The sequence below is a fragment of the Roseovarius sp. MBR-79 genome, from assembly GCF_053628555.1.
Window position 1 is genome coordinate 60,878 of the sequence record NZ_JBRJGP010000016.1, and the last position, 17,383, is coordinate 78,260.

Annotated in this window: 17 protein-coding genes; 8 read left to right on the plus strand and 9 right to left on the minus strand. The window is 58.8% G+C overall.

Annotated features, from left to right (window positions below; translation table 11 throughout):
- Positions 1 to 24: 24 nt before the first annotated feature.
- The 8 genes from ACSSV8_RS15495 to ACSSV8_RS15530 form a co-directional block, all read right to left on the minus strand.
- A complete protein-coding gene (locus ACSSV8_RS15495) occupies positions 25 to 414 on the minus strand; it encodes a DUF3768 domain-containing protein (protein WP_105236524.1) in 390 nt (129 codons plus the stop codon).
- Positions 415 to 501: 87 nt separating this feature from the next.
- On the minus strand, positions 502 to 711 hold the full coding sequence (locus ACSSV8_RS15500; RefSeq protein WP_282092887.1) for a DUF6330 family protein: 210 nt from the start codon (positions 709 to 711) through the stop codon (positions 502 to 504).
- A 23-nt stretch (positions 712 to 734) separates the two neighbouring features.
- Positions 735 to 1,673, minus strand: coding sequence for an ArdC family protein (locus ACSSV8_RS15505; RefSeq protein WP_282092886.1), 939 nt, complete (start codon positions 1,671 to 1,673; stop codon positions 735 to 737).
- A gap of 39 nt (positions 1,674 to 1,712) precedes the next feature.
- Positions 1,713 to 2,198 (minus strand): hypothetical protein, encoded by a 486-nt coding sequence (locus ACSSV8_RS15510; protein ID WP_040610017.1) that lies wholly within the window; start codon positions 2,196 to 2,198, stop codon positions 1,713 to 1,715.
- A gap of 1,205 nt (positions 2,199 to 3,403) precedes the next feature.
- Positions 3,404 to 4,615, minus strand: coding sequence for a plasmid replication protein RepC (gene repC, locus ACSSV8_RS15515; RefSeq protein ID WP_040610024.1), 1,212 nt, complete (start codon positions 4,613 to 4,615; stop codon positions 3,404 to 3,406).
- Positions 4,616 to 4,828: 213 nt separating this feature from the next.
- Positions 4,829 to 5,758: a plasmid partitioning protein RepB gene (gene repB / locus ACSSV8_RS15520; protein ID WP_454283046.1), complete on the minus strand. Its 930-nt coding sequence runs from the start codon at positions 5,756 to 5,758 to the stop codon at positions 4,829 to 4,831.
- Positions 5,742 to 6,935 carry a plasmid partitioning protein RepA gene (gene repA, locus ACSSV8_RS15525; protein WP_454283047.1) on the minus strand — a complete coding sequence of 398 codons (1,194 nt, stop codon included), beginning with the start codon at positions 6,933 to 6,935 and terminating at the stop codon, positions 5,742 to 5,744. Before repA ends, repB begins: the two co-directional genes overlap by 17 nt.
- A gap of 134 nt (positions 6,936 to 7,069) precedes the next feature.
- A complete protein-coding gene (locus ACSSV8_RS15530) occupies positions 7,070 to 7,951 on the minus strand; it encodes a recombinase family protein (protein WP_454283072.1) in 882 nt (293 codons plus the stop codon).
- A gap of 226 nt (positions 7,952 to 8,177) precedes the next feature.
- On the opposite strand from ACSSV8_RS15530, the gene ACSSV8_RS15535 reads away from it, so the two are divergent.
- From ACSSV8_RS15535 to ACSSV8_RS15570, 8 genes are all read left to right on the plus strand, one after another.
- The gene (locus ACSSV8_RS15535) at positions 8,178 to 9,248 is read left to right on the plus strand and encodes a hypothetical protein (RefSeq protein WP_454283048.1); all 1,071 of its coding nucleotides are present in this window, start codon (positions 8,178 to 8,180) and stop codon (positions 9,246 to 9,248) included.
- A gap of 237 nt (positions 9,249 to 9,485) precedes the next feature.
- Positions 9,486 to 10,355 carry a phosphate/phosphite/phosphonate ABC transporter substrate-binding protein gene (locus ACSSV8_RS15540; protein WP_454283049.1) on the plus strand — a complete coding sequence of 290 codons (870 nt, stop codon included), beginning with the start codon at positions 9,486 to 9,488 and terminating at the stop codon, positions 10,353 to 10,355.
- Entirely contained in the window at positions 10,315 to 11,166 is an 852-nt protein-coding gene (locus tag ACSSV8_RS15545; protein ID WP_454283050.1) for a phosphonate ABC transporter ATP-binding protein, read from the plus strand. Before ACSSV8_RS15540 ends, ACSSV8_RS15545 begins: the two co-directional genes overlap by 41 nt.
- Positions 11,167 to 11,179: 13 nt before the next feature.
- Positions 11,180 to 11,977: a phosphonate ABC transporter, permease protein PhnE gene (gene phnE / locus ACSSV8_RS15550; RefSeq protein WP_454283051.1), complete on the plus strand. Its 798-nt coding sequence runs from the start codon at positions 11,180 to 11,182 to the stop codon at positions 11,975 to 11,977.
- Complete coding sequence (locus tag ACSSV8_RS15555) at positions 11,974 to 12,639, plus strand: class I SAM-dependent methyltransferase (RefSeq protein WP_454283052.1); 666 nt, start codon at positions 11,974 to 11,976, stop codon at positions 12,637 to 12,639. Before phnE ends, ACSSV8_RS15555 begins: the two co-directional genes overlap by 4 nt.
- Entirely contained in the window at positions 12,636 to 13,847 is a 1,212-nt protein-coding gene (locus ACSSV8_RS15560; RefSeq protein ID WP_454283053.1) for an alpha-D-ribose 1-methylphosphonate 5-triphosphate diphosphatase, read from the plus strand. The genes ACSSV8_RS15555 and ACSSV8_RS15560 overlap by 4 nt, the downstream gene beginning before the upstream one ends.
- Positions 13,844 to 15,049: an MFS transporter gene (locus ACSSV8_RS15565; RefSeq protein WP_454283054.1), complete on the plus strand. Its 1,206-nt coding sequence runs from the start codon at positions 13,844 to 13,846 to the stop codon at positions 15,047 to 15,049. Before ACSSV8_RS15560 ends, ACSSV8_RS15565 begins: the two co-directional genes overlap by 4 nt.
- A complete protein-coding gene (locus tag ACSSV8_RS15570) occupies positions 15,036 to 15,851 on the plus strand; it encodes a sugar phosphate isomerase/epimerase family protein (protein WP_454283055.1) in 816 nt (271 codons plus the stop codon). Before ACSSV8_RS15565 ends, ACSSV8_RS15570 begins: the two co-directional genes overlap by 14 nt.
- A 387-nt stretch (positions 15,852 to 16,238) precedes the next feature.
- Here the strand turns inward: ACSSV8_RS15570 and ACSSV8_RS15575 are convergent, their stop codons facing one another.
- Positions 16,239 to 17,381, minus strand: a complete 1,143-nt coding sequence (locus ACSSV8_RS15575) for an alpha-D-ribose 1-methylphosphonate 5-triphosphate diphosphatase (protein ID WP_454283056.1) — start codon at positions 17,379 to 17,381, stop codon at positions 16,239 to 16,241.
- Positions 17,382 to 17,383: the final 2 nt, after the last annotated feature.

Below are 17,383 nucleotides of genomic sequence, written 5' to 3' on the forward strand. Positions count from 1 at the left end.
TGGGTATTGAGGCTAACCCCTGCCCTACCAGTCGCGCGCCAGCATTATGGTCAGCACGCGCACGGTGGTGGCGGGATTGTCCGGGGCCTCGGCACCATAGCGGAAATCCGAATCCGCCTCGTAGAGATCGATTTTCCAGAACACGGTCTCGCCCCGGATCTCGACTGCCCCGAAATCGTGCCAGCCTTCTGGATCATTCTCGGGCTCGAACGTGGCAAACTCGCCGGCGGCCTTCACCGCCTCGGCCATGAAGCCGTCGCCGGCCTCCATGAGCGAACGGGTGACGTGCATCCGGCCCTGGATGGGCTGCGCGGGTGGTACCCCGAGGCAGGCAAGCTTGCGGAACGCGTCGTTCTGCGCCGCGATCACGGTCGGATCTGGACGGTCTGGCTGGGGTTGAACGATCATGGACATAGGGATCTCCTTTGAGAAGTTGAAACACCCTTCCCAAAGCCAGCTTTTTCTTTTCCGCTTGGCGGAAGGACCGAAGCAGAAGGTGCCCTACCCGAACAGCCCCTTGGGTCTGTAATTCGGGTTGGGGATGGTTTCGATCCAGCCGCCCTGGTCCGTGATGGTCTCGAGCGCTGCCGAGAGCGGATACGCGCCCTCAGACGCGCTCCACCAATAGGCACCGCGTTTGAAGGAGATGATCTTGCGGCGGCCGTCGTTGAAGCAGGCCACCCGCAGCGTCTTGGGTTCTTTACGTGACATGGGAGTCTCCGTTTACTCGGATGTCAGGCGGCCTCGGCGCGGCCCCCTGCCCTACCCGCCTCAGATTTGGCGATCAGGTAGTCGCAGGCGCGCTGCGCATCCGCAGCGTGCTTGAAGATTGCGCCCTTGTCCGACCGAAGGACGCGCAACCAGTTGTGGAGGTAGGCGGCATTCATCTCGAGCGTATGCGCGGTGAAGCCAAGCGTTTGCCCCAGGAACACCGAGGTCAGTTCCGCGACGATCTCCTCGCGGGCGTAGGAGGTATTGCCGAACTTCGAGAGCCCGAAATCACGGTTCAGCCGATGCGGTGCTTTTGTGGCATGGGCCAGCTCATGCGCCCAGACCCCGTAGAAATTCCGCGGGTTCTCGAACCTGGAAATGGATGGCATGAACACCTTGTCCACGGGCGGCAGGTAGTAGGCTTCCGTCCCGGTGAAGACGGTCGTGATGTCGATGGCGTCGAAAAACGCCTGCATATGCGGGATGGGCTCGGACGGCGGATGTTCAGACACTGGCTCCGGGTCCGGATAGAAGCTCTCGGGCAGGCCCTCGATCTGGCAGGCATTGAACACGCGGTAGGATTTCTGGAAGCGAAAGATGCGGGCTTCCTCGGAGTGATCATCCCCGTCGCTGCGACCGTCCTCATCGGCGGCGTTCGTCCGGCTTTGTCCGTAGTAGACGACGACGGAGGATTTCTCTCCCTTGCGCACCTTTGCGTCCAACGCATTGGCCTGCGGAATTGTCATCCAGAAGGGCGAACTGTGGCCGGCCATCACCGTTCGCATGGTCAGCAGAAAGTTGTTCACGCCCTGGTAGGGCTCACCGCCCACGCGCAAGGGGCGAGCGCTGCCACCTGCGGTCCAGGGCTTGCGCCACGGCAGCACGCCGCGTTCGATGATGCGGATGATTTCGTTCGTGATGACCTCGGAAGCATCGAATTTGGGCGTGCGGGATCGGGCCATGGCTGGCCTCCTTTCGAGTGTTGGTGAGAAGATTGGGGATCAGATTGACCGACAGGGCCGCGGATCGTTGGCGATCCTGGCACCGAGGGCTTCGACCATGTCGATGTAGGTGGTCAGCGAGACAGACTGGCCGGCACCTGAATGGTCAGGGTCGACAGATCTGTCCCGCGCCACCCGCGGCAAGTTCGCGAATGCGATGACATCGGTGACGGGTCGGATATCGATGAACGGGGTCCCTCGTGCGACCGCAAGAGCGGCCAAGGGAAAGCGTTCGATCGGCGCGAAAGTCGACACTGTGGTCCAGCCGAGATGAAGGAACGTCCCACCCTCCCCGCAGATCACATGCGCGTTTGGCAATAACGCCGCCTGCTTCAGATGGCCGAGATCACGCATGACGGTCTCGCTTTCGAGCCGCTTCGCCAGCCCCGTCTGGCCAGTTCGGCGCAGTTCTCTATGCCGCCACCAGGAGGCAGCGGTCGCGCGCAACACGCGCAAGACACCTGTTTGCATCGGAATGCCCTTCATCAGGAAAGACAGACCGGAATCCGGCCCGGACCCATCTGAGGGACCCCAAAGGCCCTCATCCGTCAGTCACAAAACCCGAAGAACACTTTCACTTTTCGTGGACCAAACCCATGAAACACCCAACCGCCACCGAACTGTACTGGTACGACGGGATCAGAACTTCCACAGGGCCCATCGGCTAGACCTGTGGCGGTTCCTTCTTCACGAGATAGCCCAGACCGCTCAATCGGCCCGCAACTGCCAACTTCTTCGTAAAGCGTGCTGATGCTTTGGCTTCCCGTCGATGTAGCGGATCGGCACCCTGGAAAGGGAAATCATGTCGATGAAGGCTGTTATGGGCATGATTTCTCATCGCGAATACCAAAAAACGCAATAACCTATTGTTATTAAATCATTTTCCTCCATCTGACGGATCAGATCATTCCGCAGCCAACGTCAATGCACTCTTTTGAAGAGTTCGGGTGTCATGAAATCAAGAGATTGAGTTGCAACCGCTGTTCTGCGATGTCCTCGTCGTCCACTACGACCAAATCAGCGGAACGCGGGACCGCTGGCAACCAGCTGCTGCGCTTGAGGAACCGATTGCCTCGTTGGCCATGTCGCCATTATCGAAGTGACTGAGAAGTTACCGGCTCCCCCTTCCCCGCGCGCGGGAATTCGAGGATCGAGCCCTTAGTCAAACGGTTTTGGCAACCATCGATCGTCTGCTCCTTGTGCGCTACGGCCCGTAGCCACGATATCATGCAACAGACATCCACAACCTACCTCTCAGGCATTAGCACCGATGAAGGCCAAGCGAATATCCGAGGCCAGGACCCAAATCGCCGTCAGCAGGCGCCGGATAGCGTAGAGCCAATTGTTGAGGGTATTCATCATCAGATCTCAGACATCGAAAAGGGCAGGGGCCGCGGAGGCGCGCAACTGCTAGGTTGGCTGCAGCGCAACGCTCTGTATGTTCTTCGCTAGCCGCCTTTGCGCTACTAGCAGCGATGGTCACCAGCTGAGGTTTTACCATGATGATCGGGATGCCCTCGTCATCAGAGCTTCGCCGGGACGAAGGCGAAAGCCACTTTCACGATCTCAAATACCGCCACACCTCAACCCCCTAACTTTTCTCTCTCGAACACCGTTTGTGTGCCGAGAGCCTACTTAACAGCTGTTAAGTTATGCCATGCCAGCCGCACGAGATCGGAGTTTAACAGCTGTTAAGCCGCGTTCCGCCGGCCAATCAATGCCATGACCATTGGGCCACAGGAAAACTCGCCTGCCGCAGCTTTGGCAGTCAGAGCTCGCAAGTATCCACCAGGCGATCTTATGTCGGCGAAGCGTTCCAGCATTGCAGCAACGACGATCGACGCTTGCTCCGGACCCATGAACCGCTGTGCTTCTTCCCATGCAGACGCACTGATTCCCATGGCTGGCCGCACATGGCACGCCGCATCGAAGAGCTGATGCCAATGCCGGATCTCACCTTGGTAGAAGGTTTTAAGCGAGGGACATGCCGCGATCACTAGGTGCAGCGGGATCTTTGGCAGGTGTCTTGTGTCCTGTTCATCGACGTCAGCCACAGCCTCATCCGTGTCCACATCTGGCACACCCGCCGCCGCCCCGCTTTTTTCTAAAGCAGGTTCAAGATCTATAGATTCTTTATTTGAATTATGATGGTGACGCTCAGAATGGGCATCATTGGTGTTCATTTCTTCTGTTTCAGGGCCATCAATGATGTTGCGTGCCTGGTCAAGGAGAGCTTCAAGGTCGGCTCGATAGGCCGCGAGGTCCTCAATTGAAAGCTTGCGGCGAAGCGCGCGGGCTGTGAGTGCGGCCTTGTCGCGAAGCTGATCCCAGAAGCCTAGGCCGGGCTGTATCTCGTCTCCGAACTCGGCGAGGGCCGCGAGGTCGCGTCGCATGAGGCTTACGACCTCTCTCAGGCGCCTGACGCGCTCCTCAGCCTCACGTACGGCCTCTGCGGCCCGTGCTATCTCCTCGGACTGACAGTAGAGCGGGGAAAGATCGAAGCCAAAGGCAACGCGATCTTCGCCGTGCTTGCGGACGTAACGCTTCCCGTTGGGGCTATCGCGCCGCTGGAGCAAGCCAGCCTCGACAAGACGCGCGAGGTGACGACGCATCGTGGAGCAGGGCATACCATTCAGGCGCTCACAGATCGCCTTGTTCGAGGGGAAGACGACCATCTCGGCGTTCCCGCCAAGCGCATCGTCCGGAAAGAAGCTGAGGAGCCCCTGCAAAACCGTCAGATCACGTTCCGAGACCCCAAAGGCCGCTTGCGCCTTGGAGAGCTCGCGCAGGAGTTCCCACTTGTTAACGGGTCTGGCTGGAACAGATGCCTCGGGTCGCTCAATAACGCGCAAGTGGGCGTGCGAAATCGGCCGCATAAACGGCGAGATTGGTGTGTACTCCATGAAAATGTCCACGAAGACAAAAATTCTAGGGCCCGCGAATCGCTTTGCGCTTGCGGGGTAGGGGCCAGAACGCTACATTCAGAAGTGCGAAAACTGAGATTTTGTAGCGGGCTGATCCCGGTGCGAAACCTTACAAAGGTCTCGTGAAGCTAGCTTCTCGGGGCCTTTTTCTTTTTGCCTGTATCGTGCCTCCTTCTTGTTGGTTGCTCTTCCTCAGTCTCCTGAACGCTTCCAGCGCTCATGAAGCTCGGTAATCAGCTTTGGGGCGTTGCCTTCCAACCAGCTGATAAAATCAGGTTCATCCGTAGTTAGATCAAGTTTGAGCTGCTTGCCTTGGCGGCCGGTCTTGACCGTCGCAGCTCCAACACCGGGGATCGCCAAAGCAGGCACACCCTTTCTAGACGGGCTTGCTTTCTTCTCTGCGCTCTTCGCAGCTGCCAGAACTGCGAGAAACGCACGCTCAGAAACCTCATCGACCGAGCCGGAACTTCCGGACTTGGCTGCATGAGCTATTGCTAGCAGTTGGTCCCGATCACCGTCGTAGGCACCCAAAGCCTTTTTGAGCTCTTCCCATCTCGGGCGACCAATCCCAGGAGCTGCACCAATTGCCTGGATGAGATCCTCGCCGACCGTCCGAACGACACTCAAGAGCTGTGAAACCCCAGCTTCGTGGAGGTTAAGGACTTCGGCGACACCACGATTGGTGCGCTCAGCCCCTTCCAAATGGTCGCCGTCCAGAAGCGCCGTCGCTACAAGCGCACGTTCAATAAAGCTCAGATCACGACGCTCTTGGTTCTCGAGAAGCTGATCTCGAAGCGCTTGATCACCTTCAACCTCTGTGACGATGGCTCGAACTTTGATACCGAGTTCGCGACATGCTTCCAAGCGTCTGCGGCCATAGATCAGGTTGTAGCGATCGCCTTCCAGTGGGCGGACCAAGACAGGCACACGCTGACCGTTCTTGGAAATAGAGTTCTTCAGGCCCTCAACTTCAATCTGAAGCCTGTCATCCAACCGTCCTTCGGTAACAATCTGCGCCGGATCGATCTCAAAAACACCGCCACGCAGTCGGCGCCCTTCAAGAGCGTCAGGAGCGTTGCGAAGGGTCTGCAGCGGCAGGCCAAGTTTAGGCTTTCTTGCCATTCCGCCCCCATGTGTTCTGGATGATTTCAGCGATCTCATCGTTCACTGCATTCATAGATTCGATCGCACGATCAAACGTCTGACGCGTGAAGTCCTTCTTGTCAGCTTCGTAGAGCGTTTGCTTGGTCAAGCCGGCATCAGAAATTGCGGTCGACTCAACCATGTGATTAGTCAGGACCGACCTCCCAAAGAGCCCGCGAATGAAGGCGATGACTTCGGTCTGTGGCGCGTCGCCGACTTTGTATCGCGTTGGCAAGAAGCGAAGCCAATCGAAGCGCAGATTTGCGCCTGCATCCCTGATTACTCCAAGAAGATCCGCAGTCATTCGCAGGAATTGGGACATCGACATAAGGTCAAGCATCTGCGGGTGAACCGTCACGAGCACACCCAAGGACGCGGAAAGTGCTGACATCGTCAAGAAACCAAGTTGCGGCGGACAGTCGATCACAACAACGTCGTAGTTTGCTTCAACACTATCGAGAGCATCATGAACTCTCGCAAAGAACGCCTTTGCTCCACCTCGCTGGATCGCAGCAGGCGTCTCGTGCTCGAACTCCATGAGTTCAAGGTTGCCCGGGATAAGATCAAGGCCGCGGATGTAGGTCTTACGGATCACTTCGGCGATCGGAACCGGATCGTCATAGCGAACGGCATCATAGAGGGTTCCGCCTTCCATGAGGTCGAGTTCCGGCTGGATTCCGTGAAGAGCCGAAAGAGATGCTTGGGGGTCGAGATCGATCGCAAGAACCCTGTACCCCTTGAGCGCCAAGCGCTGAGCAAGGTGAGCAGACGTCGTCGTTTTGCCGCTACCGCCCTTGAAGTTCACCACTGAAATGACTTGAAGCTCGTCACCGTCGCGACGTCCAGGCACGTAAGTTCCAGCCTTTTTTGCGTTTCCTTCAAGCGTCTGCCGGATTTCCCAGATATCGTCGAGCGTATAGCGGCGATGACTTCCAGCCGTCGTCTCTACGTCAACGATCTTTCCTTCTCGATGAAGCTTCCGAAGATAGGTATGGTCGACGCCAAGGAGCTCAGCAGCTTCGCCGCTGGTCAAAGTGCGCATCACCTTCTTAGCATCTGGTGGGAAGTGTGCAGCGCGCTGAGCATGCAGGTTCGACGCGAGAAGTTCCGCGTAGTGCCCGATGGCGATATCTAGATCCTGTTCTGCTTCGCTCATGTCTGCCCCGATCCGTGGGCGCGTTTTTTATGTGACCGCGCGTTATTTTTCGAGACTATTGCCCGAGCAGCCAGATTCGTGCAAGCACTTTCTAGATTTAGTGGCAATCCGTTAGGCCAACACAAGTGTCGTGTTCAGAGGAGCCCCAACTTTTCCGCACGCTCAAGCAGCATTTTGACCGAAGACGGCTGCCAGATAGTGCGCCCTCGGGGGGTGCGCTCACGCATCGATTCCAGCCGGTTGCAGATCGCCTGCAGTGTTATTTCGGGGTCCGAGCCTTTGATGGCAGCCACGATAGCCGGCAGGCGGTCATCGGTTTCGCGGCGTCCGGCGCGGCCAAGCACTGCATCTGGTAGAAACCCGTCGCGGACATAGGCTTTCACAGCGCGGAGCAGGCGGCTTTGTGTCCAATGGCGATCTGGGGGCAGGGGGCCATTGATGATCCGCAGCAGGTCTTCCCAGGCCATATCCGGCCGCAAGCGGCGCACATGGGGCACCCAATCCTGCGCGGTCTCGTTGAGGCGCTCCATGTAGCCGTCCTGTCGCGCCAGCCGCACCTTGCGCAGCGCAGCGGGATCCTTGGCGCGTAGCCCAGGATTGCCACCAACGCGCCCTTTGGCGCGCGCAGAGGCAAGCCCGGCCTTTGTGCGCTCTCGTATCAGCGCGCGCTCGAACTCGGCCGCGGCGCCCAGAACCTGCAATGTGAACTTGCCCTGCGGGGAAGCGGTGTCGATGGGGTCCTGTAGGGAGCGGAAGAAAGCTCCCTTGGCCTCCAGACGTTCGATCACCTCCAGCAAGTGCGACAGAGATCGCGCTAGCCGGTCGATCCGCACAACGACCAGCGTATCGCCGCTCTGGACGCGTTCGAGCACGCGTGCCAGCACCGGTCGCGCGCGATTGCCGCCCGAGGCGTGCTCTTCAAAGATCTCGCCGCAACCCACAGTTTGCAGGGCCTCTGACTGGGGCAGGGGGGTCTGATCTTCGGTCGAGACGCGCGCATAGCCTATCAGGGGCATGAAAACGAGCCGTTTGCAATTTAAGGTATTGCTACTAAACGACCGTTTGTAAACGAATGCAAGTAGGTGCTCTCTCATTGTGTTCGTCCATAATGCCTTGGTTTTCTTGCGCTGAGCGCGATCTGAGAGGTTCCACCGGCAGTCGCACGCGCGTACTACGTAAAGAGAAAAGGCAACCACTACAAAATCACTTGGGTAATGCGCAAAAGAACAGTATTTTGCACATATGAAACCCCAAGCATCCGCGTTAACTGATGATTTCAATGACCCCCTCATCACCATCGAGGAGGATGAAGAGGCTCACGAAGAGGATCTCTGGTTTCTACCGGGACCACTCGAGGATGAACCGGATGATTTGCCTCCTGGGCCACGGGCGGAACCGCCAGACACTGCCGTCATCGAAGATTGGGCAAAGGCAGAAGGCGTTCACGCTGCTCGATTGGCACGGGTCGCTGGACGTCTGGGCGCTCTGGATGACCGGCTGCTGCGCGGCCCGGAAGGCTGGCGACATCGCCTCGCTCTTATCGAGGCAGCGGATCTTAGCTGGCTCAACGGGGACCGGGTGAGTTCTGATCGTCTGGCGCTCTGGATATCGATGCGGCTCTCGGGCGCACAGGATGACCCAAATGCCCTTGCAAGAGTTGGATGGGCTGTTCGGCGCCTTACAGGCGGTCCCGGACCAAAGGATGATTTGGCCGCCTTCCTGAATCGCCGCGATCCCGAGAACATTGAAGGCAGCGCTGAGCGTTTCGAAGATCGCGCGGGAGGATGGTTGGACGTAATGGCCGCCGCATCCGAGCTCCACCCAATCACCCGAGCTTGCATGGGCTTTCATCTCTGGAGTCTGGCGGGCCTCGGACAGCACGGCGACCAGATCGAAGCCGCCGTCACCGCCTCCAGAATCGCGGCCTGCGACGGAAGCGGCGCCGTATTCGCGCCGCTGGCTATGGGCGGGGCAGCGGCGCTGCGTGTCTCGGGTGTGCCAACCGAACGCTTAGCACGCTGGTTGGATGGGATGAACAGCGCAATTCTGACGGCGATGCGCACACTTGACGATATCGAAGCTTGGGCCAGTCGGGCAGAAAACGTCATGGCGCATTTGTCGGGCCGGACACCGACCGCCTTGCGAGAGGTTTTCACGGAATGGCCCTTGGTCTCCGCCCCCATGGCTGAAACTCTGACCGGGGCCAGCCGCGCCGCCGTTCAACGCAATCTAGCGTGGATGGAGGCAAGCGGTTTGATCTGCGAAGTGACAGGGCAAGGGCGGTATCGCATGTGGAAGACTCTAGACGGATGATATGTCACGACATGTGAAAGAGCGGTCTATTTCATTTTTGTTCATTTGACGCGCTGGCACTGAACCTTTGTGAGCAAGCGATCCGGCGCGAGATCGCAAAGGCGTTACTCGAGACGCCATATGCGATGTTTGGTACTATTCTGCCCATCAATTGAAACAAAACCGTCACCTGCCTGTCATGTGGCCGTTTCAATCCCTCGAAATCATTCGAACGAATTTCATATTGGGGGAATCATCATGAAACTTCGTTCTGTCCTGGCCGGCGCTGCGCTGGCGATCACTGCCGCTGTCGCGGCCCACGCTGAAACCTGGAAACTGGCTGTCACTGACGTTGAGGGCATGGAGCGCCTGCAACTGGAGTGGGGTCCGTTCAAGGATGCGCTTGAAGCAGCCACTGGCGACACTTTTGAATTCTTTGCCGTGAATTCGCGCACCGCGGCGGCAGAGGCCCTGCGAGGTGAAACTGTTGATTTTGTTGTATCCGGCCCTGCGGAATACGTGGTCATCAACAAGTTGACCAATGCCACACCAATCATCGGTCTGGGTCGTCCAGACTACCACTGTGCAATCGTTGTGCGCGCCGACAGCGGCATCAACACGGTTGCGGACCTGAAAGGCAAAAAGGTGGCCTTTGGTGACATCGGCTCCACCTCCAACATGCTGTGCCCGATGCAGGTTCTGGCCGACTACGGCCTCGACCCAGTCAACGACATCGAGAAGACTCATACCTCCCGCAACATCGCGCATGAAGCATTGAAGAATGGTGATGTGGACGCGCTCGGGTCGAACGCGGGCAGCTGGCTGAGCGTGCGCAACAAGGAAACCGACCTGCCCTATGGTTTTTTCAAGATGATTGCGCGCTCGGGAGATCTGCCGAACGACATGATCATGGTTGGCGCGCATGTGCCCCAAGAGGCGGCGATGAAAGTGCGCGATGCGATCCTGGCCAACAAGGACAGCATCATTGCGGGCATCACCGCCCACGAAGAGAACGACAAGTATGTTGGCATGGACCTCGTCTCGATCGAGGACAGCGCTTACGACTATGTCCGTTCGATGTATTCGAATGCAGGCTATCCGCAGTTCGACAATTTCATTGGTGACTGAGTTGAGTGTCGAAACACTGGTCGCGCCCGCGCGGCCAGATAAGACCGGGGCAGAAATCTCTGCCCCGGTTCTGCCCGTTGATCTGCGTGTGACCGGGCTCGCCAAGAGCTTTGCCGGAACGCAGATCTTCAAAGATGTCTCCTTTGGTCTATCTCGCGGCGAGGCCGTGGCCATTGTCGGCGCGAATGGCACCGGGAAGTCGACGTTGCTGCGATGTCTGATGGGGTTGATCCCTGCCGATGCCGGAGCAATCAACGTCTTGGGCACAGATGTGCGGAGCGCTGGGGGCGCTGGCCTGCGCGCCATGCGGGCGCAGATGGGTTTGGTCAGCCAGAAACACAATCTGGTGCCGCGGTTGTCGGTTCTGTCGAACGTCGTGCAGGGACTGTTGGGCCAGCGCCCTGGTATCCGTCACTGGAGCCAGAGCTTTGCGCCTGCCACATCGCGTGATGCAGCCATGGCAGCATTGGAGAAAGTGGGATTGGCGCATTTGGCAAACCGCCGGGCGGATCGCTTGTCGGGCGGGCAATCACAGCGCGTGGCCATCGCCCGCGCGCTGGTTGGTCAGCCCAAGATCCTGATCGCGGATGAACCGACCGCCTCGCTGGATCCGGCGGCGGGCGAAGACGTCATGGATCTGTTCTTCGATCTGGCCCGCCAGGAAGGCGTGACGGTGATCTTCATCTCGCACAACATCGACCATGCCCTCCAATATGGCGACCGAGTGCTTGGTCTGGCAGGCGGGGGCATGCCGCTGGACGCGCGGGCATCGAGCCTGAGCGCCGCAGAATTGCGAGGGCTCTATGACTGACACGTCTCATCCGATGGGACTTCCCGCCCGCTATGAGCGCCCCTCGGCGCTGGCGTTTCTGGGCTATGCCTCTGCCATCGTGATCATTCTGTGGTCGTTTGCAGGCGCAGGCTTTTCCATCGACAAGGTGATCTCGTCACCGCCGCGTTTTGCCGATTTCATAGACCGTGCCTTCCCGCCCAATCTTGAACCTAAAGTGCTGGTGCGGCTGGGCTGGAAAATGCTTGAGACCTTGCAGATCGCACTCGCGGGCGCGGTGATTGGGATAGTCCTGTCGGTGCCAATCGCTCTGTTGGCGGCGCGTGGGTTGATTGCGCCCCCTTGGATCAATCAGATCGTGCGCACTGGGCTTGGCTTCATCCGGGCCGTCCCAGATATCGCATGGGCCTTGGTCTTTGTCGTCGCAGTTGGCCTCGGCCCCTTTGCGGGCATGCTCGCCATTGCCATCGACACAATCGGCTTTTGCGGCAGGTTCTTCGCGGATGACATGGAGGCCGCCGACAAAGGCCCTTCGGAAAGCCTGACAGCCACCGGTGCGCACAAGCTGGACGTGGTCGCCTGCGCCACGATCCCGGCGGCGATGCCTGCCTTTATCTCGACCTCGCTCTTTGCAACCGAAAAGGCAGTGCGGTCCTCGACCATCCTTGGCCTTGTGGGGGCAGGGGGCATTGGGATCGAGCTCAAAGTGGGTTTTGACCTCTTTGACTACCCCACTGCCATGACTGTTATCCTGATGATCGCTGTGGTGGTCATCTCAATCGAATACCTTTCGGGCTGGGCCCGGACCAAGATTATCGGAGAACAACGTTGACCGTCATCACCAAGACCGACACCGCGGATCAGCATTGGAGCAAGATCTGGGACGAGATCGAAGAAGGTTCCAAATGGTTGACGCCCGAGCCGGATGTCAAACGCTGGGCAGAGGGGCTGGCGCAGGGCGCGAGCGTGCTTGATCTTGGCGCCGGGGTTGGGCGGCATGCCTTGGCTCTGCAAGCCGCTGGTTTCGAAGTAACGGCGCTCGACGCCGCCCCCGAGGGATTGGCCGAGATCGACAAGGCGGGCACTGGCGTAAAGACCCAACTGGGTCGCATGGATGACCTGCCGTTCGAGGATGGCGCATTCGATCACGTGCTCAGCTGGAACGTGATTTATCATGGTGATGAGACGGTTCTGCTCAATACCATTAGTGAGGTGCGCCGGGTGCTGAAACCGGGCGGGACCTTCATGCTGACCATGCTGTCCAAACGCCGCCTCTGGATCGACCGCAAAAAACTGAACGGTCCAAGGGAAATCAGCCGCAACACATGGGTGTTTGACGAAGACGGATCGGACAAGCGCCACCCGCATTATTATTGCGGCGCGGTGGAGATGCTGGCCCTCTTCCAAGGCTTTGAAGTGATTTGGATGGAAGACCGTGAGCATGAAAAGCCCGGGTCCTGGCACTGGCATCTCATTCTGGAGCGTCAGGCATGATCCAGACCTTCGTGGGGGCGGAGGTGTACCTGCCTGATGAGATTACAGATACAACTGTCACGATAGACGGCGGGACCATCGTCGAAATTGGTGGCCCGGTTCAGGGTTTGGAAATAGACGCGCGCGGCAAGATCCTCGCGCCTGCGCTGATAGACGTGCATGGGGACGCCTTTGAGCGGCAGATGATGCCGCGTCCCGGGGTCTATTTTCCGACAGAGACAGCCTTGATCGACACCGACCGGCAGTTGGCCGCGAACGGTATCGCAACCGCATATCACGCCATCACGTTGGGGTGGGAACCGGGCTTGCGCGATGTGGGGCGCGGGCGCGAGTTGATGCAGGCCATGCAGGACCTTGCGCCGCGTCTGACGGTAGAGAACCGGGTGCAACTGAGATGGGAGACCTTTGCCTTCGAAGCGCTCGATGTGATCGACTGGGCTTTGAAAGGACCGCTTGGACCGTCTGTTGCTTTCAACGATCACACATCGATGACGATGCGGGCCTATGATGTGCCTATTCAGGACCGGGCCTTTGAGTTGTCCCCAGATTTCTCGATTGCGTCGCTTGATGACGAGCGGATGAAAAAGCGCACGGCTTCCAAGGCGCATCGCGCGGGGCTGAGCGAAGGGGATTACATCGCTTTGCTGGGTAAGGTCTGGGATCGTCGGGTCGATGTGCCGGAGACCATCGCTCAGGTTGCGAAGATGGCCCGAGACGCGGGTGCGCCGATGCTGAGCCATGATGACACACGTGCCGAGACGCGTGCCTATTTCCGCGATCTGGGCGCGTCGGTTGCCGAGTTTCCGATGGTCATGGAAGCGGCTGAGGCCGCACGCGCCGGGGGCGATGTGATCATTTTTGGCGCGCCGAATGCGGTGCGCGGCGGCAGCCATATCGGCTCGCTTGGCGCGGGTGATATGGTCGAGGCGGGTCTGTGCGATGCGCTGGCCTCCGACTACTTCTACCCTGCGATGCTGGCGGCGGTGCACCGACTGGACCGCGAAAAACGCGCGGGCCGTCTGGATTTGTGGTCGCTGGTCTCCAGCGGTCCGGCCCGGGCCATGGGGCTCGCGGATCGTGGCGAGATCGCTGTCGGCAAGCGAGCCGATCTTGTGCTCGTGGATTGGCCCAAAGAGCAACCCCCCGCAATCCAAGGCACCTGGGTGGGTGGCCGCTGCGCCTATCGCGGGATACCGCTTGCTGCATGACATGGAACCGGGACTACCTGCCCGCCATCGGGCTCGGGATCACGCAGATCATGGGCTATGGCACCTTGATGTATGCCTATGCGGTGCTTTTACCGCCTATGGCTGCTGATCTTGGACTGAGCCTGTCCCAGATTTTCGGCGTGCTTTCGGCTGGGCTGTTGTTTGGCGGGCTGGTCTCGCCGCTGTCAGGGCACCTGACGGACCGCTTTGGCGGTAGATGGGTCATGGTGGGCGGCTCGCTCGTGGCGGGGCTGGCGTTGATCGCCATGAGCAAAGTCACCTCATGGCAGCAGCTATTCGTCACGATCCTTGTGGCCGAAGGCGCGGGCATGTTCGTGCTTTACAATGTGGCCTTTGCCGCTGTGGCGCGCCTTGATCTGAGTGTACCTGCGCAGCGTTCGATCTCGATCATCACGCTCTTTGGTGGTGTGGCCTCGACGATCTTCTGGCCGCTGACACTGGCCCTGTTCAATGCCTACGGCTGGCAAACAACCTGGGTGATCCTTGGGCTCGCGTATCTGATCGTTTCCCTGCCGATCCATGTTGCCGTCTTGCGTGGTCCGGAAAGAGACACACAAAGCGCAAAAAGGGCGCAAAGCGCGGGCTGGCCCGAACTTCAGGGCGAGGCGCGCAAACGCGGGATGTTCTGGATGGTGATTTCATTCATCTTCTCGGGCTACCTCATGGGGGCGGTGATGACGCTCTGGGTCACGAACGTGCAGGACCTTGGCCATACCGCCGCGATGGCCGCCTTGGCGGGTGCGGTGATCGGACCGTTCAAGACGGTTGGTCGCTTATTCGAGATGCTGATCACGCGCAACATGCACCCGCTGGGCACCTATCTTCTCGCGCTGTCGCTCCAGCTTGGGGGCTTTGTCGTACTTTTGTCGGTGGGTTTTACTGTGCCCGGCATCCTGATCGCCGCGGCAATTTACGGGATGGGCGACGGGATCAAGACGATCGTGCGTGGCACGCTTCCGCTCGCCCTCTTTGGCCATAAGGGCTATGGCGCGCGGCTTGGCTGGATTGCGTCTGTGTCGATGGCCGTGAACGCAACGGCGCCGTTTGTCTTTGCCTGGCTCACGCAGGTGTATGGCGGCTGGTGGAGTTTTGCCGTCATGGCGTTTTGCGTGGCTGTTGCATTCCTCGCTTATCTGAAAATCGAAGACCCAAGAAGGACTGCCGTCTATGACCCCGCTTAAGATTGGTGCCTGCCTTGCACCGCATGAGATCGCTGACCATCGCGATTGGCTCTTTGACGATGGCCGCGACCTCGAGTTGCAGGGATTTAGCACACACAAAGAGCTCCTGCTTGAGTTTGAAGACCGCATTGCAGCAGCGAAAGAAGCGCTGCAGGGCTTTGACGGGCGTATCGGGATACATGGGCCGTACGAAGGCCTTGATATGGATAACAAAGACCCCGAGCTGCGCCCGCTCATCACCGCCCGTTATCTCAAAGCGCTGGAAGCGGCGGATCGGGTCGGCACGCGGCAGATGGTGCTGCATTCGCCGTTCAACCGTTGGTACGCATGGTACCGGTTGAACAAGCCGAATTATTGGGAGACCAAGCTGGCGCGTATCCATGATGTGATGATGCCCGTCGTCAAAGCGGCGGAGACAGCCGGGATCACGCTAGTGATCGAGAACATTCTGGACGTGGACCCAGCCAGCCGCCGCGCCATGGTCGACAGCTTTGACAGCGACGCGATTGCCCTCTCCATCGACACGGGCCACGCGCATCTTGCGCGCCGTATGTCTGGTGCGCCACCGGTGGATTATTTTGTGCGGGATGCAGGCGATCAGCTGCGCCATGTGCACCTACAAGACCTCGACGGGCACGCCGACCGGCACTGGGCACCGGGCGAAGGCGAGATCCATTGGCAAGAGGTTTTTCGTGCCTTGGCAGAATGCGCATCCGACCCGCATCTGGTGCTGGAGCTTCGTCGCAAATCAGACATCCCTCAGGGCTTTGCCTATCTGAAAAGCCTCGGTCTGGTGGAGTGAACGTGACAAGCAAACGACAGGTCGATTCGCGATGCACATGCTCGGATTTCAATCGATCCGATTGGGTTTAGCTCAGAAAAACTAAGCAATAAATGGCATCAACGATCTAGCGTTGGCATGCGGCCTAAACGCGGTTAATCTTCATTAAACTGTTACAAAGCTGCCTGCCATGAACATCACTCACTACATCGCCGAGACCGACGGCAGAAACGCTATTGCTGCCATCTGGTTCAAGCCAAAGGGGCGAAAGTCACCCAGAGTGTTTGACGTCGTCAATGATAGGTTCGACCCCAATGAGGAAGCTAAGTATTCGGGGGCCTCTGAAGCCGAGATTACCCGATGGCTGCTTGCGCGATCAAAACCGTTCTCTGGGTAACGACACCCAGTTCAGCCAATTTTTGTTCCTTGGCTCCACACCCCACGCAGAAGCGGCGCCGCTTCGGTTTGGCGAACCCTCAGAACATCGCCCCGCATCCCGACTTGTAGAACGCCACGATCGTCAAGACGCGCGGCTTGCGCCGGGTTGTATGTCACGGTTGCGATCGCGCGCGGCAGATCATCCCAGATCAGAGCGAGATGGAAGGCGGAAAGCAGAAGCGCTGAAGGGACATAGTCGGATGAAACGATGTCCAGTAGATCCTGTTTCGCCAACTCCTCAGCCGCGACATTGCCGGAGTGAGAGCCACCGCGAATGAGATTGGGCGCGCCCATCATTACGGCGATGCCATGCGTGCGGCAGGCCTTGGCAGCCTCGACCGTCGTTGGGAATTCAGCAAAACCAACGCCGTTGGTGGCTGACGTCGCGACGTGCTCTGCCGTCGTATCGTCATGACTGGCTAGCACTGCGCCCAAACGGGTTGCCTCGGCCACCGCGCCCTTTTCGTGCTTTGCACCGAACCGCTCCTGGAGGCTGAGCAGATTTTCCACATGCTCAGCAAATTCGGCATCATTCATACCACGTTTCTTGGCGACGTAGGTCTTGAGCGCAGTCAGATCCCGGAACTGTCGTTGTCCAGGCGTGTGGTCCATCAGGCTGACAATACCCACCCGGTCATCCGGGCCAAAGGCGGCCAGCTCCTCCAGCAGGGTCTCAGAGCAGATCTCGGCGCGCAGGTGAAGAAAGTGGCTGATCTTGAACATACCTTCCGCGCGTGCGGCTAAGAGCTCGTCGGCCAGTTTGCGGGCATAATCGATGTAGCGGCCTTTGCCCGAATGGATGGACCCAACGCGCATGGCATCGAACACCGTAGTGATCCCGGTAGAGGCCAGTTCTGCATCATGGGCAAGAAGAGCAGGCAGATGGGGCCAATCAACCTCGGGGCGCGGCTCGATGTGGCGTTCGACATTGTCGGTGTGCAATTCCACAAGGCCGGGAAGAACCAGATCGCCTGCGCAATCCAAGGCGCCAGTCGGGATGCTGTCACCTTCAGTGATCTCGGCAATGACGCCCGCTTCGATCGTGATAGACCCAAGAGCTGTCCGATCTGGCAAAACAAGCTGGGCATTGGCAAGACAAAGGTCTGCTGACATCG

Coding starts and splice junctions, on each gene's coding strand:
- ACSSV8_RS15495 (WP_105236524.1), bottom strand. CDS start 414: ATGTCCATGATCGTTCAACCCCAGCCAGACCGTCCAGATCCGACCGTG.
- ACSSV8_RS15500 (WP_282092887.1), bottom strand. CDS start 711: ATGTCACGTAAAGAACCCAAGACGCTGCGGGTGGCCTGCTTCAACGAC.
- ACSSV8_RS15505 (WP_282092886.1), bottom strand. CDS start 1,673: ATGGCCCGATCCCGCACGCCCAAATTCGATGCTTCCGAGGTCATCACG.
- ACSSV8_RS15510 (WP_040610017.1), bottom strand. CDS start 2,198: ATGAAGGGCATTCCGATGCAAACAGGTGTCTTGCGCGTGTTGCGCGCG.
- repC (WP_040610024.1), bottom strand. CDS start 4,615: ATGGAGTACACACCAATCTCGCCGTTTATGCGGCCGATTTCGCACGCC.
- repB (WP_454283046.1), bottom strand. CDS start 5,758: ATGGCAAGAAAGCCTAAACTTGGCCTGCCGCTGCAGACCCTTCGCAAC.
- repA (WP_454283047.1), bottom strand. CDS start 6,935: ATGAGCGAAGCAGAACAGGATCTAGATATCGCCATCGGGCACTACGCG.
- ACSSV8_RS15530 (WP_454283072.1), bottom strand. CDS start 7,951: ATGCCCCTGATAGGCTATGCGCGCGTCTCGACCGAAGATCAGACCCCC.
- ACSSV8_RS15535 (WP_454283048.1), top strand. CDS start 8,178: ATGAAACCCCAAGCATCCGCGTTAACTGATGATTTCAATGACCCCCTC.
- ACSSV8_RS15540 (WP_454283049.1), top strand. CDS start 9,486: ATGAAACTTCGTTCTGTCCTGGCCGGCGCTGCGCTGGCGATCACTGCC.
- ACSSV8_RS15545 (WP_454283050.1), top strand. CDS start 10,315: ATGCAGGCTATCCGCAGTTCGACAATTTCATTGGTGACTGAGTTGAGT.
- phnE (WP_454283051.1), top strand. CDS start 11,180: ATGGGACTTCCCGCCCGCTATGAGCGCCCCTCGGCGCTGGCGTTTCTG.
- ACSSV8_RS15560 (WP_454283053.1), top strand. CDS start 12,636: ATGATCCAGACCTTCGTGGGGGCGGAGGTGTACCTGCCTGATGAGATT.
- ACSSV8_RS15565 (WP_454283054.1), top strand. CDS start 13,844: ATGACATGGAACCGGGACTACCTGCCCGCCATCGGGCTCGGGATCACG.
- ACSSV8_RS15570 (WP_454283055.1), top strand. CDS start 15,036: ATGACCCCGCTTAAGATTGGTGCCTGCCTTGCACCGCATGAGATCGCT.
- ACSSV8_RS15575 (WP_454283056.1), bottom strand. CDS start 17,381: ATGTCAGCAGACCTTTGTCTTGCCAATGCCCAGCTTGTTTTGCCAGAT.